Below are 17,548 nucleotides of genomic sequence, written 5' to 3' on the forward strand. Positions count from 1 at the left end.
CTCTCACATAACTTATTGATTACAAGCAAGCGAATAAGTATTCGTTACTTCCATTATTTTATTGATCACTAACTCTCGCGGTAACGAGGTAATTTCTCTTTTGATTAATGCTTTATATTGCATTGGCATAAATTGACTGAGTAACGTTTGTGGAATGATCTGCGCTTCTAGGTTCGCAAATAAGGTTTCTACAGCGTACTTAATTTCATCTTCAGGCCAGTAATAACGAATACGATCACTATAGCTATATGCACGATAAATTGCCGCTTCTGGCTCGTCAGTCGGATAAAACTTATTCCAATAACCTGGCTTTTCGAGCATAACTCGCTCGCAAACTGCGCGAATATTAGAACGGCGCGATGGTTCAATAAGTTGATCTTCAATGTACGATAATGCGAATAACCCTTCACGTAATGCGTAGGTTAGCTGTGGCCCTACTTTCAAAATAGCGAAATGATCTTGAACCAACTCGTGGTAACAATGATCTGGTTGATAATCTGTCGAGTGAGCTTCATAAACAAGATTATCAACACGGGTGATAAACTCTTTCAGTTGTTGTGCTTCACTTCGTTGGTAATCAAAAACCTGATGATTATCAAATTCAACACCCGGTTGAACAACAACCGCAATTACGCGAGACCAAACATCAGCAATATTTAATTCATTAAAAGCATCTTGATGTAACTTTATCGTTTGTTGTACACCCTCAACATGCGTTACTTCGATCACTTCAAGATCTTCTTTTGCACCACCGGGTGGAGGAACTTCAGTTCCCACCACATATAAAATATCTTGCTCTTGGCATACAGACTCAGCTGCTTGGCACATTAGTGCTGCACGCTTAGCGATTTCAGCATCGGCTAAACACACTTCATCATCGCTACATGGCATACTGGCATCAAGATGAATCTTCTTAAAACCCGCACTTGCGTAAGCTTTAACTAAATCAACGGCTTTTTGCATCGCTTGTTCTGCAGGCTCATTAACCCAGCAAACAGGCCCAAGATGGTCACCACCCAAAATAATACGGTGTTTATCAAGTCCTACTTTGTCTGCAATTTCATGAACAAATTCAACAAAGTCTTTTGGCTGCATGCCCGTGTAGCCACCAAATTGATTAACCTGATTCGCAGTTGCTTCAATCAATAACTCAGAATCATCTTCTATTGCTTGCAGCATCGCAGCTTCAATTACGAGCGGGTGCGCACAGCACACAGAATAAATCCCCTGCGCTTGACCTGCTCGGTTATTGTTAATAATTGTTTTCAATGCATTCATGGTGTTTTCTCCAAGCAGCTTGCACTAATGTTAAATACGTGATTTGAAATTACGGTATCACACAGCGAAACACTTCGCAATAAAACGAAAGGCAACGAAAGATAAAAAGCAAACGTTATGGATGGGTAAAAATCAATAAAACCCTGATAAATTCGCTAAAAAGATTAAAATCGAAAGTTTGTGAAACCTAACTCATTGTAATTAGCTTTAAGTTGAGATATAACAGAAAGAACTGAAACCCATATTAAAAAATAATCTCAGTGAATTAGGTATCGTTATGACAATTGATAGACGTAGTTTCTTAAAATCTGCCGCAGCAATCACTGCTGCGACAGTCGTGACTGGCTGTGCGAAAAGCCAACAAGGTGACAATCAACAACCGACGCTGGCCGCACAAGGTAAAAGCGTAATGGGCTTAGCTGTGCCAGCGATGGATGTAGTACGTGTTGGTTTTATTGGTGTTGGTCAACGTGGTAGCGGCCATGTTAAACACCTTTGCCATATAGACGGTGTTGAAATTAAAGCTATTTGTGACACTGATCAGGTGATGTTAGATAAGTCAGTTAACTATGTTGTTGAAAAAGGCTTGCCTAAACCAACGGCTTATACTGGTTCTGATAAAGCTTATTTAGACATGCTGGCTCGACAAGATATTGATATTGTGATCATTTCAACACCGTGGCAATGGCATACACCGATGAGTGTTGAAACCATGGAAAGCGGTAAACATGCCTTTGTAGAAGTACCTGCAGCAACCACCATGGAAGAGTGCTGGCAGTTAGTTAATACCGCAGAGCGCACTCAAAAAAACTGCATGATGATGGAAAACGTTAACTATGGTCGCGATGAGTTAATGGTTTTAAACATGGTTCGCAAAGGTATATTTGGTGAATTACTGCATGGTGAAGCGGCTTATATTCATGATCTACGCTGGCAAATGAAAGAGATTGACCGTAGCACCGGCTCATGGCGTACTTATTGGCATACCAAAGTAAACGGTAACTTATACCCAACCCATGGTTTGGGCCCGGTTGCCCAGTATATGAACATCAACCGTGGTGACCGTTTTGACTTTGTTACATCAGTGAGTTCACCTGCACTTGGCCGCGCAGCCTATGCTGAACGTGAATTTCCAGCAGGCCACGAACGACGTTCGCTTAAGTTTGTTGCTGGCGATATGAACACCAGTATTATTAAAACAGTGAAAGGTCGTAGCATTATGGTACAGCACGATACCACCAGCCCTCGCCCTTACAGCCGTCATAATCTAATTCAAGGGACTAATGGTACTTTTGCTGGTTTCCCGAATCGTATTGCCCTTGAGGATGTACCACCAGCGATTGCAAAAGTGTATCAAAAACAATATGAAGCTGAGTTAGCTGCATGGGAAAAAGCGGGTTCGCAAGGCCGTAAGCCATATATGCAAAACTTCCATAGCTGGGATCAAGATATGGAAAAATGGCGTGCCGAATTTGATCATCCTCTGTGGAGACGCATGGGTGAAGAAGCGGTTAAGAACGGCGGCCACGGCGGTATGGACTTCATTATGCTGTGGCGCATGATCTACTGCTTACGCAATAATGAGCCACTCGATCAAGATGTATACGATGCCGCAGCATGGTCATCCATCTTCCCGCAAAGCATGGCATCGGTTGCAGATAGAAGTAACAGCAAAACGATTCCAGACTTTACCCGTGGCGCTTGGCAAACAGGTAAGCCATTAGGGATTGTGTCTTAACACTTTCTTTTTTGGATAACTCAAAAGCCTGCACTTTGCCCTGCGGGCTTTTTATTAATAAACAACGTTATTCATCCATATAATGCTTTGATGTTCATTTATAGGGTTAATGAAAGACTCAGTACAAAGCGGCGACCAAATTGCTCGACTTTCATAAGTGATGAGGCGTCGTTTGTTTGCACCTCTCTAACTAGGCTCTTATCTGTGGCATTAAAAATATCAAACCGCAATGCAACTAAATCAGAGAAAAACCAACTGTAACTTAGGTCTACACTTGTAAAATCACCGACATAAACATCTGCATTATTCGATAAGTCTCGTTGCTCTAAAAAATCACTCCGGTAATTAAGGTTTACTGCACTTTGCCATTTCTTTGCATTAAACAGTAAACGCAGATTTGCAGTTAATTCAGATACCCCTTCGATATCTGTGTTGTCGATTTGCTCCGCCGTTAATTTGGCGTCCAATAACTGACTAACACTCGATATCATTCGACTTTGCAGTAGAGCATTTGATAACACGGGTAGTTTCAAGTCAGTACTAAATTGCAGCCCACTAATTGCTGCTTGCCCATCATTATTGGCCTGTAAAGCAGGGTATTGCTGCTGTTGATAGGTTACGTTTTTGATTTGTTCAACAATAAAGTTATCGAGCTGATGATTAAAGGCCATTAATTGCAAACTACTCTCTTCCCCTGACCAACTGAAAGATAGGCTTGTGGTGTTGGCTACTACAGGCTCTAAAGCTGGGTTTCCTAATTCGGCATAGGGTAAACCGCCAGAGTTAACATGTAGTTTAGGGTTTAAATCAGAATAGTTAGGCCGATTCACTGCACGGCTATAGCCTAAGCGAGCAAGCCATTGCTCAGACAACTGCCATTTGAAATTCAAAGAAGGTAACCAAGTAGAAATATTAACCTGCTCAGAAAGCTTTTCTAATTGGCTATTCTCATTAAGCTGATGCCCTAATGTTTTACTTTTTACATGGCTGTGTCTGAGTCCAAAAGCCGTCGTTAAGCTTTTAAGTTCTGGTATTTGCCATACACTGTGGATATAACTTTCATAGGCAGTAAATTCGGTTTCATAACTATTTAAGTAATCATTGGCTTGCCGCTCGGCAAATGGTAAATCAATATCATACAACTGTAAAAGGTCACGTTTTGGGATCAGCCAAGCTTGTGTAGGGTGTGACAGAAAATCGGCTTCAAATGCCGTATTTAATGGCTCTAACCAACGGCCATCAAGGGCTGGTAAATCAGTTAACTGTGTTTGCGATAAACTTACATCTTGACGGAGATACTGATGAGAGTGCGTAGACTTTACCGCGCCAAACTGTAAACTCGACAATCCCCAAATAGATGATATTTGCCAAGTGCCATCTATCCCCCATTCTGTTACTTCATCGTTTACTTCAATCTGGCGGCGGCTTAATTGTGATAACTGTGAGTAACTATCAACAAGCGCTAAATTACTGTCCAATTCATAGTAGGCCAGCTGTTTTCCTGAAATAGAAATCTCTGCAGGTACAGCTTTTAATTCAACATGAGTTCGGGTGATTGGAGTTTGCGTTTCACTCAACGATTCACTGTGGCTGTAAAATGGACTTATTTGCCAGTGGCTGCCATCTTTTGCGTACCATGTAGGTAATATTTGTAAGGTTTGCGTATGGTAGTAAAGGCCTGATTCTTCGCGTGAAGATTTACTTTTTGCCGCATTAAATTGCACAGTTTGAATACTGTTTTGATGCTCACCTAATATGGCTGTTGCATCATCACTTGATGGATTAATTGAGAGCCGGTGCTCATCGTAGGTAAAATCGGTGTCTGAACGAAGCCAAAGTGTATTTAATTCAAATCGCTGATTAGGCTGCCAAGCAATATTTGTGTAATAGCTTGCACGAGTTCTATCTTCATGTTCGATAGTAAGTGCTAACGTATCGGTGGGAACTAAGCTATTATTTTCAAGCCCTTGCCACTGATATGCTGCAGGTGCTCCACCATTATTTCCCCAATGCCACGTTTCAAATTGAAATTGCCTTTGTAAGCGGTTTTCGTAATTAAACTTAACGACAGCAGCTAACTTATTGTCAGCTGAAATAGTATTGGCAACTAAACCAAAGCTTGGTTGAAAGTTACGCTCACCTGCAAGGGCTGCACTGGTTAAGGCTACTTTTAGGTGATCATCATCAAATGAAAGCGGATCATCACTGATCAAGTTGACTGTCGCTCCAGCTGCTCCGCTAGGTAACCTTGCATCAGCGAGTTTATATACGGCAATATTGGAAAAAAGCTCGGCGCTGAATGTATCAAAACGATACTGCTGACCATATTGATTCGAGTTACGAACGTTTTCAGTATTTGCTAATCTGTGCCCATTTAACAAGGTTAATTGATACTCAGGGCCTAGTCCCATCGCATTAATATTAAGTGCTTCTCCGCGGTCTCTTGAAATACTTACCCCAGGAATTGCTTGTAGTGCTTCAGCCAAATTTTCAGCAGGTAGAAGAGAAAGCATTGTGCCGCTAGCAAAGTCAGCCTCGCCAATGTAGTTTTGTTTTTGCTGCTGCGCGTAATCGGCACTTTGTTGATAATCGCGGGCATAAACCATAGAAGAAGCCTGATTGTTTTTATCACCTTTCACTGTCACCTCCTCTATATAGGGCTGTGACAGTGAGTGATGTTGTGTCTGGCTTGGTTTAGAAATAATAATGCCCGATGATGTTTGTTGCCAAATAAAGCCATGTTTTAGCAACAGGGCATCAAGGCTTGCCTCTAGACTAACTGTTCTAGGTAACGTAGCTGAGTGTAAGATAACTGAGCTTACTAGGTTGTCTGGATAAATAATTGCAACTTGGTACTGTTCAGCCAGATCATTAAGCGCTGTTTTTAGAGTGCTTTGTGCAGCAAACAGCTGCTTGGCATACAAACCAAACAGCATCAAAACACAGCAGAAAATACGCCACATTAACTTACATCCTCATTGCTAGAGGAAAATATTGTGCCTATTTTCAATGAAAGGTTTATGACAACATCATGTCAGTTTTCAGCCTTTTTACTTAGCTCAATGCTATCGGGGTATTGGTTTACATCAAGTGCATTTAGCTGAGCGATGAGCTTTGCAGCACCAAGAATGTCGTCAACAGCAAAGCGACCACTTACATGTATATCACTTGGTACATTACTTAATACCACAGGTTTTTCGCTATAACGATTTAACTGAAATAATGCATCATTGATAGACACGTTATCTAAGTCCAACCATCCTTGCTGCCAATCAGGTTGTGAGGCATTAAATTGCAAGACCTGTATTGTAGAATCACTTACTCGGGCACGCTGCCCTTTCACTAATTCAACGTGCTGCGTTCCATCTAAACTGGTTACTGAAACTTTACCATGAAAAACATCAACTAATGTTTCTCGCAATGTTTTGTCCACATTAAAAGCAGTACCAAGAACTTCGATCGTGGCATTGCCCGTATCAATTGTGAAAGGGCGCGATTCATCACGATGTACAGAAAAATATGCTTCGCCATTTGCTAAGGTTGCTTTTCGAGCATGGTTATTCTCACTGAATTCAAGTTGCGTATTCACGTTCATTGCGACCTGTGTACCATCAGACAAATTCACTTGTTGTGCTTTACCACTAGTAAATTGTTGAACAGCTACAAGATCAGAGGACGAAATGGACGGCTGTTCATTCACTGGCATTAAAGTCCACATGAAAATAGCAAAGCATGCTGCTACAGCACCGCCTCCCCAAGAATACTGCGCTAAACGACGGCGTTTTTTAGCCTGTTCGAGTTGTTCATTCTGTTGTGCATCCACCAGCTCAAGCGCGGCTAATAATGCAGGGTCGTCCCAAATAGCCTTTTCTAGCGCATTATCAGATTCATAATCATGTTGGTGTGAAGAATTCATCGTTGTCTCAATTGCTGGTAATACTAATATGACGGATTAACTGTCATGACGGGGACATTCATGTACTAAAAAATACTCAGCCATGGCATTTTTCAGCATATCCATTGCCCGTGAAATATGTTTTTTAACTGCTTCTTCTGAGATCCCCAAACTACTTGCAATCTCAGCTCGTGTTTGGCCTTTAATACGGCGGCGAATAAACACATCTCTGCGCAATGCCGGCATTTGCGACAAAACGCGCTGATAAAGTTCAATACGTTGCTCATATTCAAGTGCGGACTCAAGCGATAACGCCTCACTATGAGGCTCATGCTCTAAACTTTCTGGTGTTTTTTTCTGCTCACGGTGGTGATCTATTATCAAGTGCTGAGCCATCCGATAACCATATGCGAGCGGATTATCTATCACATCTAGGTGTTCTGATCTAAGTGCCTTGAGAAGTAGCTTCTGAAATAAATCATCCGCATCAGCACGCTCTGCCACTGCTTTGCAAAAAAAGCCTTTTAAAGCGTCTTGATTTGCTATGAAGCATTGTAAAAGTGTTCTGCTTTGCTCTGTGATCTTATTATCAAAGCCGTTAGTCATTGAAGGTAAAGACATATTTAAGTTAAAGGCTAGCTTATTTATCTGAGTATGACGTAAATGCTAGCCTAAAGGGGACAGCAGTTTGATGATCATTTGGTGACAGTTTTAAGTAACTATCGACTTAAAAGTGTCATGAAAGCTTCATTAAAAAATAGGTCCCCTTCTTTGTTAATGCAGCGTCTTTAGAGGCGAATTTAAACCAAATATTGCATTTAACAGGAATTAACCCTCATGACTTACCGTGCATTTTCATTATCACCTTTAGCGCTTGCTGTTGGCTCATTATTAATTGCTCCCACTTACGCAGAAGAAAACCCAGAGCCAATGGAAGAAATTGTTGTCACTGGCAGCTACATAAAAAGCTTAGAAAAAGCGATTGATTTAAAACGCACTAATATTGGCTTCTCAGATTCAATTGTCGCGTCTGATATCGCAGATTTCCCAGAACAAAACTTAGCAGAAGCTTTACAGCGTATGCCGGGTGTTACGATTGAGCGTAATAAAGGCCTAGGTCAAAAAGTAAATGTACGTAGCTTACCGTCTGAATTTACCTTTGTTTCTATTAACAACCTTGCGACAGCCTCAGGCAGTGGTGGCCGTGATGTTGAATTTGATATGTTTGCGTCAGAAATTATTCAAAGTGTCACCGTTAAAAAATCGCCAACAGCCGTAGATGAAGAAGGCGGCATTGCAGGCTCTGTTGCAATTACGACTGCTCGCCCATTTGACTATGATGGTCGTCAAATAGTGGCATCGGTTGAAGGCGCATATAACGATATCTCTGAACAAAGCGATCCTAAGTTTGCGTTTTTAGCGAGTAATACCTTTGGTGATTGGGGCGCGCTTGCTTCATTCGCTTATTCAGAGCGTACAAATAGAACAGATAGTAACTCTGGTATTGATTTTCGTCCTCTGTCACGTTGGACAGAAAAATCAGGTTCATCACAATGGCAATCAGACCAAACTGTTGACGTTTTAGAGCGCGATACGGGGATCACTATCAATGATCGCTTCGACAAAGATGAAACCAGCCGCGTTGTGTTTATAAATAAAGTCGGCGACAGAGCTTACTTAACTGAACAAGAAAAATGGGGCGCAACTTTATCACTACAATACAAACCGAGCAGTGAATTTAGCCTCACTTTTGATGCGCTACTGGGTAACTTTGATAATCATGAAGACCAGTATGATGCCGCAGCCTATTCAGCTTCAAGTATCAGTGCATTAGAAAAAATAAACAGTTACGATAACACCACCCTTGCAGATTATGGTATTACCGTTTTAACTGATGTTAACTATGCCGCAACGCAGCATGAGTTTTTAAGCAAAGAAAATAGTAGCGATACAGACTACCAGCAATTTAGCTTAACCCTTGATTGGATGATAGGTGACTGGGAAGTTTACGGTGTCGTTGGCTACAGTGGTGCAGATAAATTAGCTGAGACAACTAATTTAAAGCACACTGCTTATGGCCCAACTCGCACTCGTTACACATCAACAGGCGGTGAAACCATTGCCAGCGATAACCCCGACACATTCGATATGTATAATTCTCCTGAAGCTTATACATTTGATTACTATGAAGTAAATCTTGAAGATATCTCTGATGACAAATATGCAGCTCAACTCGATTTTAGCCGCCATTTTCAACTAGATTTCTTCCCTGCATTATCAAAAGTTCAGTTTGGTGCGCGTTATACTGATAAATCAAAACAACGTAATTATGGTAGCAACCGAATCACAGGCCCTAGCGCAGGTGATTCATCGTGGGTAGGCACACGTACCTTAGCTGATAGCGAAATACATACTATTTCAGATTTAGTGTCAGGTGGTGAGTATTTATCTGACGTATCGTCTAAACAAGACTGGAGTCAAATTTCAAATAGCTATGCGCGTAATGAATTACGTTACGATGGTTTCGGCGTTGACTACGCACCAGATCAATTCTACGAAGTGTCAGAAAAAACCACCGCCATTTATGCGATGGCTGATTTTGCATTTGAAATTGGCACCTTACCTGCCACTTTAAATACCGGTGTTCGTTACATTGATACCAATGTAGATTCTTCAGGATATCACCAAGTGCAAGCTAATGATGGCAGTACAAACTATACGCCAGCACCTATCTCAAAAGAAGGTAACTATAAAGAAACTCTACCTAGCATTAACTTTAGCTTAGAGCTTACTGACAACTTACTATTCCGCGCGGCAGCATCAGAAACCTTTATCCGCCCAGCATTAACGGATATTGCTTATAAACGTACTGTGAGTTTAAGTGAATTTAAATACCGCGATGGTAACCCTGATTTAAAACCAACTTATGCAGATCAATGGGAAACCGGCCTAGAGTGGTATTTAGAAGAAGGTGGTTTACTTGCTGTTTCATATTTCGAAAAAGAAATTGAAGGCGTAGTGCGTGAATCTCTAACAGGTGTTGTTAATGATGTAACTAAATATAATGACAATGGTACTGTGGATGGCGTTTACGACTTTGATGTTTATCAAAAAGTAAATGCAGATGGTTCGTACGATGTAAGTGGTATCGAGTTCATTGCACAAATTCCATTTGCACGTTTTCACCCAATGTTACAGGGGTTCGGTATTAACGCTAACTATACGACGCTTGATAACTCACTTACAGGTGCCTCTGATTTAGCGATTCCAACACCACCAGAAGGCTTAGCTGACGAAACCTACAATATTACTTTCTACTACGAAAATGACAGCTTTGATGCGCGTATCTCATACAACTATAAAGACAAGTATGTAGAGTATATTGAACGCGATATGTACCCTGTTTACCGCGATGCCTACGGTCAAACAGATATCTCGTTAGGCTATCAAATAAACGACATGTTTAAAGTCACTCTTGAGGGGATCAATATCACAGATGAAGAAACAACGGGCTACACTATTGCTCCGGCTTTCCCAACTATGTATGAGTTCTCAGGTCGTCGCTTCTCATTAGGCTTACGCGGCAATTTCTAAATACATTATTGGGGCCTTTGCGCCCCAATTTTTTTCAGCAAGGCAACTTAAATGCGATTATTAACGCTATTTTCACTGCTTTTTGTGGCGCTTCAAACCTATGGCAAAGAGCTAAACACACAAATTGCATTTATTCCCGATGTTCATTTTCACGATATCTATGCTGACTTTATCCAAAGCGGCTTTAAAGGGGTAAAACTAGATAGCCAAACCAAACCCGTTGCAATTCGCAGCATGAAAGCACAGCTTCACTCAACGCGACTTTTTAATGAAAACTACTTTGCTCTGATAGCGGCTTTAAATGATATTGCCGAACGCGGTGTGAAATTAGTCGCTTTGCCCGGAGATTTTACTGACGATGGACAGCCCGCTCACCTAAAGGGGCTAAAAGCATTATTAAATGATTACACAAAACGCTACGACATGCGTTTTTTTGCTATTCCAGGAAACCATGATCCTGTTAAACCTATAAAAACCGCGGCAGGTAAGTCTGACTTTTTGAACGATGAAGGACGCGAAGTTGCTATCTTTAGCCGAGATCATAAAAACTGTAAAGCGTCACAGACCGACACTTTGTTTTGCGATGATGGCATTGCTCATGGAGGCTATCAAGAGATTGTCTCTGCTATGGCTGATTTTGGTTTAATGCCTAGTAGCCAAGATTTGCTTTGGCAAACACCTTTTGCAAGTGATCATGCAGCCTTGTCAGAACGCCAATTTCAACAGTGTAGCGAGGATAAACAACACTGCGTAATGCTCCCCGACACCAGTTATCTAGTGGAACCCGTTGCTGGATTATGGCTTTTAGCCATAGATGCCAATGTGTATTTACCTGAGTTTAAAAACAACCAACTAACATTCAAAGGCTCTGGAAATGCTGGATACAATAAAGTACTTACTGAAAAACCATATTTAATAACTTGGATAAAGCAAATTGTGAGTGCAGCAAAAAAGCAAAATAAAACGCTTATTGCATTTAGCCATTTTCCGATGGGTGAGTTTTACGATCAACAAAGTGCATCGATTAAAGAGCTGTATGGCAGCGATGCTTTTCAGCTCACTAGAGAGCCAACTAGCAATACACAAGCGACCTTAGCGGAAACTGGACTACGTTTGCATATAGGCGGCCATATGCATATGAATGACACCAGCTTGATTAAAACTGCAAAAAATACCCTTTATAACATTCAAGCTCCTTCAATAAGTGCATACCGTCCGGCGTACAAATTGGTCAGCATCATAGGCAGTAAAGCCAAAGTTGATACCGTACTTCTTGATTCTATTGCTGGCTTTGACACGCTATTTCCTGCCTATGAAAAAGAATACAGTTACTTAGCAGAGCATAATCCAGATGAAAAATGGCTTGCGGATATCCTAGATAGTGAAGACTATCACCAGTTTACTTTGCGGCATCTCGCAGGCCTTACGCGTTGGCGTTTTATACCAAGGGAATGGCCGGAAAGTTTTAGAAGCGTGTTACTCTCATTCAGTTTCCACGAGCTATTAGGATTATACGACAGTCCAATAAATAAGCCTTTAACACAACACTCTGAGCGCGCGCTGAAAGGAGTCACTCTATTTGAGTTTATACGCGATTTTTATTTACTCAGAAATGCAGGGACTTTGGCATTTGAAGACATTCCTACAACACACCTAAAAGCATACAAAGTCATGGCCCAGCAAATAAATACAATGGGGCAATGTATACCCAAAGATGTGGGGGAAATAGCACAAACCGTTGATGTTTGTACGCTACAGATAGGTCTTAGCAAAGCGCTTATAATTTTTGAAAAGCTAGCAGATGGTGAAAACGATCGCTGCTTGATGATTGATCTAAACTTAAATGCAAACAAACCAGCAAAAGCATGTCGCCCTTAATAAAAAAGGCACCTAAATAGGTGCCATTTTTATTGTGCTTAGTAATTACTGAGCATGTGCTGCAGCACGGAAAATCGTGTTAGCTAACATTACATTCATACCTTCAAGGTAAGCACGGTAAGTTGGTGATTGTGTAAAACCAATCACCATACCTTTGCCTTGCGGTTGATGAACAAGCAATGGCTTATACGCAAGCTGTGCTTTATTTTGCTGCCACAGATAACCACTTGCTAGCACATCATCTTTACCTGTAAACCAGGCTAGGTTTTTACCTGAGTTAAGTTTTATTGGCGTGTAAATATCATTACCGTAAGCCACTGCAACTAAGCTTTTATCGACCCCAGCGGTTAACCAATGCTCTTGGTCTACTTCAACATTCGCAAGTACACCGGCTACATAGTCTGGCGATGTATGTGGCTCAATGCTCGCTGCTTTTAAATCATCGCGAGAAGTGAATAACTGCCCTGCCACTTTGCTGCTTTTATCATCGCTGCTGTCGGCTTTATCTTCTCGGTAAGCTTGCTCGCGCTTAACATCCAATAAACCGTAATCAGCGTTGGTGGTAAAACGGTTAGCATTACCGAGGGCAATCAACACGCCGCCTGCATCAACCCAGCTTTTTAAATTAGCCGCGCCCGATTTACCGAGTGCTTGCTCGTAATTACCTTCTGGTAAAATAAGCACTTGGTAATCACTTAAATCAGCCCATGCAAGCATTGGCGTACGAATCGCTGTGACGGGGTAACCAAGCTGTCTTTCAATAACAAAACGGGTATTACCGGCGCTTAGCTCACTGGTCGGTGCATCCCATGCAATCGCCACTTTTGGTGCGACCATTGGCACTGTTTTGTTACTACCAAAGCTTGGGCCTTCAATCACCCAGCTTGAGTCAACACCATTTACTATTGCACCTGTTTGCTCAGCAATTTGGCTAACCTTGGTGAGTAGGTCTTTATCGTTTAGGCGCTTTTCGATTACTAAGCTACCCGCTGGGTAGTTAGTTTTATCACCTAATACAAATGCTTGGTCAGCACTTTTCAGTTTAATGCCAGCTTGCAGTGCTGAGGTTAAAAAGCGTGCTGCGGCCGTATCACCCCAAGCAACAATATAAGCCACTGAGGCTTCTGGGTTATTCACTTTGCCAAGCAATGTGTAGTCGGCCTTAACCGCTTTACTGTCTGCGCTTACAGCACGACCACAGCTATCGCTATCAACATTAAACATCATTGGCAGTGACCAACCTGTTACATCGTAAATTTCATCACCTAGGTTACGAGCGCGACGTCTTTCTTGCTCTTTGACAAATGCCTCAGCCATATCAACTTGGTCGGTAAAGGTGGTACGCACAAATACCCCACGCGGCTGCGCGGTATCAATAAAATAGCTACCCGCTTCATACTTAACGCCACAGGCTTTGAAGTCTTCGGTTGCTTGCTTAACTTCAACACCATGCTCAGCCATTAAGGTTGCGAGTCTATGAGCGCCTTCACGGTTACTTTGCTTAGGTAAGATATAAACACGCTCTTTGCTATCTTTACCCGAATCGATCGCATCGACTTGATATTGGTAAAAATCACCCAGTAATTTTTCACGCTGATTGGCAGCCCCTTCGGCAGTCGAAATTGAGGCCACAAACTGACGTTTAACAGTATTAAAATAAGTGAGTAGCTCGCCGGTATTTTTCTCAAATACATGACCACGAGCTGAGCCTACTTCATAAGTTGATGCAGACGCACCATAAAAAACAGGCCAGCTATCACCGTAACCTGGGTAAAAGGCATCAAAAATTTCACGGGTAAAATAATCAAAGCCAAACTCATCAAAATACTTCGCGTGATTTTGCCCAATCGCATCCATGTTAGCGATTTGAGTTTTCGTCATATGCGGATTAAATGGCTGAGCAGCCGGTGCAAAGTAGTAAGATTGGTCGCCGCCCATTTCATGAATATCAACCACCACTTGCGGTTTATACTTATTGATTGCGGCCACTCTGCCTTTACTTTCAGGCTGAGTAAGCGCTAACCAATCACGGTTCATATCAAACAAATAATGGTTTGTTCGGCCTCTTGGCCATGGCTCATTATGCTCTGCACTTAACCTGTCTGCGCTGTGCTCAAGACCCACAGTTGCATAATAACGAGTAACAAAGCGCTCACGGCCATCAGGGTTTTGTAATGGGTCGATAAACACCACAGTGTTATCTAAAATTTTGCTGTTAACAGCATCATTCGGGGCTGCGAGTAAGTGATATGCAGTAAATAATGCAGCATCGGTTGAGCTAATTTCATTACCGTGCACGGCATACTGAAGCCACACAGACGTCGGTAAATTTTTAATTAGTGACTTAGCTTCTTTTTCAGAGGTAATACGCGGATCAGCCAAGGCTTGGGTGTTATTGGCGAGGGTTTCTAATGAGCGAATATGATCCGCAGTGCCAACCACTGCATAAACCAGTTCACGGCCTTCCCAGCTGTTTGCGTACTTAAACACTTTAATACGATCAGGCGCCGCTTGTTCTAGGGCGCTAAGATAACGACGCATATCGCTATAATTGGTAATGCGCTCACCTACATCGTACCCAAGCACTTGTTTAAATGTTGGAATTTGCTGATTGTAAGCGGTGCCCGGCCACATTGCTTCGGTATTCGTTGCACTGGCATTAAAGCTTGCCGTTATTGCCACAACACTGACTGAAATGGCGTTTATTATTTGTTTGGCGCTCATTATTTTTCCCAAGTAAAAGTATCTGCTTTGTACATTACAAAAGTATTGAAAATAAACAAATTAAAAACGTTAGACTGGCATAAAATAGAGACATAAAAAAACCGCAGCGATTACTGCGGTTATTATTCACATAGCTTAGTTATTTAACTAAGGTCATTTCATCTAGTAGGTAACCTGCGTTATCAACTTCTTCCATTAACCAAAGCATGTATCGAATATCAACGTGAATTGCACGGGTGATCTTGGCGTTAAAGTACCAATCTTTGGTGATTGATTCATAAGTCGAGTCAAAATTAAGGCCCACTAATTCACCTTTACCATTCATTACTGGCGAACCTGAGTTACCCCCAGTGGTATCAGCGTTACTTAAAAAGTTTACAGGAACTGAGTTTACCTCAAGTGGTTTAGCCGCTTGTGGCTCACAACCAAAGCTGAATAAACTACAGCTGACACCTGGTAAACCTAAGTCACCGCGGTAGTACGCACCAAACGCTTGCTTTTTATATGCTTTAAGTACTTTATCTGTAACAACAAATGGTTTTTCACCTGTGTGTTTAGCTACTAAACCACGTAGTGATGTAAAAGGTGTTTTATACACAGCATCTGCTGCTGGGTAACCATCAACTTGTGCATAGCTTACGCGTAAAGTGCCATTTGCATCTGGGTAAACTGGCTTACCTTTAGCGTTGTTGAAAGCGATCACTGCTTGCATATATTGCGGACGAATTTCAGCTAAACGACCGGCCATTTCTTTTTCATCAGCTTCTTGTGCCATGTTGGTATCGTATAGGGCAACAGCAAGCTTTATGAATGGGTCGTTTGATGCTTCAAACTCTGCGACAGATTTACCAATCCAGTTAACGCGTGCTGCTACATCTGTAAGCTCTGTATTAGCATAAAAAGAAGCAATAATCGCTTCAAGCTCGGCTTGGGTAGTGGTATCTGTGATACCTAAGCCGTCGTTTAATGCCGCAACTTGGGCTGCTTTATCTTGCGCTAAATAGTTACCTAAGTAGCTTAACCATAAGGCTTTATCGACCTCAGGCGTAAATTGCTTTTGCAAGCGCTCTAAACGGGCTTTAAGCATAGGAAGGTCGCGCTCTTGGTAACCCATTTCGCGCTCTGCATTAGGCTTTTCGCTCTCTTTTGCTAAGCGGTATAAACGAATCGCCGTGCTTAGTAAGTCTGCGCGTTTTGCATAATCAAAGTAAAAGTGACTTTGTTGCTGTGCGTGCGCTTCTACTAATAATGACTTTAATGCGTGATATGAATCTGCGTAAGCTTTACGTTCAGCACTTTGTGCAAACCAAGCTAGGTACTCTTGCTCTTGTGCGGCTTTAATACCCGGAATATCCGTTACTTTAAAGCCATCTTGTAAGCCTTCCAGTTTCTTTAAACGGTTGTTAGTGCTTTTTACACGAGAGGCGTATTTTACCTGTGCTTGCTCATCGCCTTTGCTTTGCTTGGCAATCACATCAAGGGTCATGTTGTAAGTATTAAGCAATGTTGGGTAATACCAACTCGCTGAATAGTTTACTTCGTCTGCAAGCTTATAGCGGCTAGTACGCCCCGGATAACCTGCCACCAGCACGCCATCACCTAAACTTACGCCGCTGGTATTCACTTTTAAGAAAGATTTTGGCTCATAAGGTACGTTATCTTCGCTGTAATCAGCAGGTTTTCCATCTTTACCAACATAACCACGTACAAAGGTAAAATCGGCCGTATGACGTGGGTATTCAAAGTTATCGATGTCACCACCAAAGTTACCCAGCGCTTCTGCCGGGGCATACACTAAGCGCACATCTTTGATCATGAGTTGCTTGATCATGAAGTACTCTAGCCCATGATGGAAATCACGTACCGTACAACGGTAGTTAGGATCTGACTCACACTCACTGATCAAGGCTTTGCGGTTTGCTTGAATCGCCTCATAACGGTCTTTGCCGTGTAGATCCGCTGGTAAGTTACCCAGTACGCGATCTGTTACATCATCCACTTGTTCAGTTACGTACAAACGCTCTTGCGGGCCTGCTGGTAATTCTTTTGACAAGTCAGCTGCTAAAAAGCCTTTTTCAATTAAGTTATTTTCTGGTGTGCTGTTATTTTGAATCGCGCCATAAGCACAGTGATGATTAGTTACCGCTAAGCCTTTTGGTGACACAAATGACGCAGAGCAATAGCCTAAACCAACCACTGCATTGAGTGGATATTGGTTAAGATCTGCCACTTGTGAAGCCGGTAACTCAATACCAACGCGGTCAAACTCGCTTTGTAATTGTTTTAATTGATGCGGTTGCCACTGCCCTTCATCAGCGTGTGCGCTACCTACAGCGACAACACCCATAAGTGCTAATGAAGTAGTAATAATATTTTTTTTAATCATGTTAATCCCAGTCAGTGCAAAGCACTATTCCATTGTTGCCTTAAAAAATCGCGCT

General features: G+C 42.0%; 9 protein-coding genes. 3 read left to right on the forward strand and 6 right to left on the reverse strand.

From position 1 onward, the window contains the following. Nucleotides 1-12 precede the first annotated feature (12 nt). The gene (locus tag QL229_RS11100; protein ID WP_281546885.1) at nt 13-1,278 is read right to left on the reverse strand and encodes a D-tagatose-bisphosphate aldolase, class II, non-catalytic subunit; all 1,266 of its coding nucleotides are present in this window, start codon (nt 1,276-1,278) and stop codon (nt 13-15) included. 277 nt (nt 1,279-1,555) lie between these two features. Here QL229_RS11100 and QL229_RS11105 point away from each other — a divergent pair, with 277 nt between their 5' ends. After that, nucleotides 1,556-3,016 carry a Gfo/Idh/MocA family oxidoreductase gene (locus tag QL229_RS11105; RefSeq protein ID WP_199526650.1) on the forward strand — a complete coding sequence of 487 codons (1,461 nt, stop codon included), beginning with the start codon at nt 1,556-1,558 and terminating at the stop codon, nt 3,014-3,016. Between the two features lie 98 nt (nt 3,017-3,114). Here the strand turns inward: QL229_RS11105 and QL229_RS11110 are convergent, their stop codons facing one another. From QL229_RS11110 to QL229_RS11120, 3 genes are all read right to left on the reverse strand, one after another. Further along, complete coding sequence (locus QL229_RS11110; protein WP_281546886.1) at nt 3,115-5,979, reverse strand: TonB-dependent receptor; 2,865 nt, start codon at nt 5,977-5,979, stop codon at nt 3,115-3,117. Between the two features lie 71 nt (nt 5,980-6,050). Continuing rightward, nucleotides 6,051-6,932: a FecR domain-containing protein gene (locus tag QL229_RS11115; protein ID WP_281546887.1), complete on the reverse strand. Its 882-nt coding sequence runs from the start codon at nt 6,930-6,932 to the stop codon at nt 6,051-6,053. 36 nt (nt 6,933-6,968) lie between these two features. Further along, the gene (locus QL229_RS11120; RefSeq protein ID WP_281546888.1) at nt 6,969-7,532 is read right to left on the reverse strand and encodes a sigma-70 family RNA polymerase sigma factor; all 564 of its coding nucleotides are present in this window, start codon (nt 7,530-7,532) and stop codon (nt 6,969-6,971) included. Between the two features lie 216 nt (nt 7,533-7,748). Between QL229_RS11120 and QL229_RS11125 the strand changes: the two genes are divergently transcribed. Continuing rightward, nucleotides 7,749-10,505: a TonB-dependent receptor gene (locus QL229_RS11125; RefSeq protein ID WP_281546889.1), complete on the forward strand. Its 2,757-nt coding sequence runs from the start codon at nt 7,749-7,751 to the stop codon at nt 10,503-10,505. A gap of 51 nt (nt 10,506-10,556) precedes the next feature. Then, nucleotides 10,557-12,383 carry a metallophosphoesterase gene (locus QL229_RS11130; RefSeq protein WP_281546890.1) on the forward strand — a complete coding sequence of 609 codons (1,827 nt, stop codon included), beginning with the start codon at nt 10,557-10,559 and terminating at the stop codon, nt 12,381-12,383. Between the two features lie 45 nt (nt 12,384-12,428). On the opposite strand, the gene QL229_RS11135 is transcribed toward QL229_RS11130, so the two are convergent. Continuing rightward, nucleotides 12,429-15,107, reverse strand: a complete 2,679-nt coding sequence (locus QL229_RS11135; RefSeq protein ID WP_281546891.1) for a M14 family metallopeptidase — start codon at nt 15,105-15,107, stop codon at nt 12,429-12,431. A 139-nt stretch (nt 15,108-15,246) separates the two neighbouring features. Then, nucleotides 15,247-17,493 carry a S46 family peptidase gene (locus QL229_RS11140; protein WP_281546892.1) on the reverse strand — a complete coding sequence of 749 codons (2,247 nt, stop codon included), beginning with the start codon at nt 17,491-17,493 and terminating at the stop codon, nt 15,247-15,249. Between the last annotated feature and the right edge of the window lie 55 nt (nt 17,494-17,548).

The sequence above is a fragment of the Pseudoalteromonas sp. PAR1 genome, from assembly GCF_947311895.1.
In the GTDB taxonomy this organism is placed as follows: Bacteria; Pseudomonadota; Gammaproteobacteria; order Enterobacterales; family Alteromonadaceae; genus Pseudoalteromonas; species Pseudoalteromonas lipolytica_C.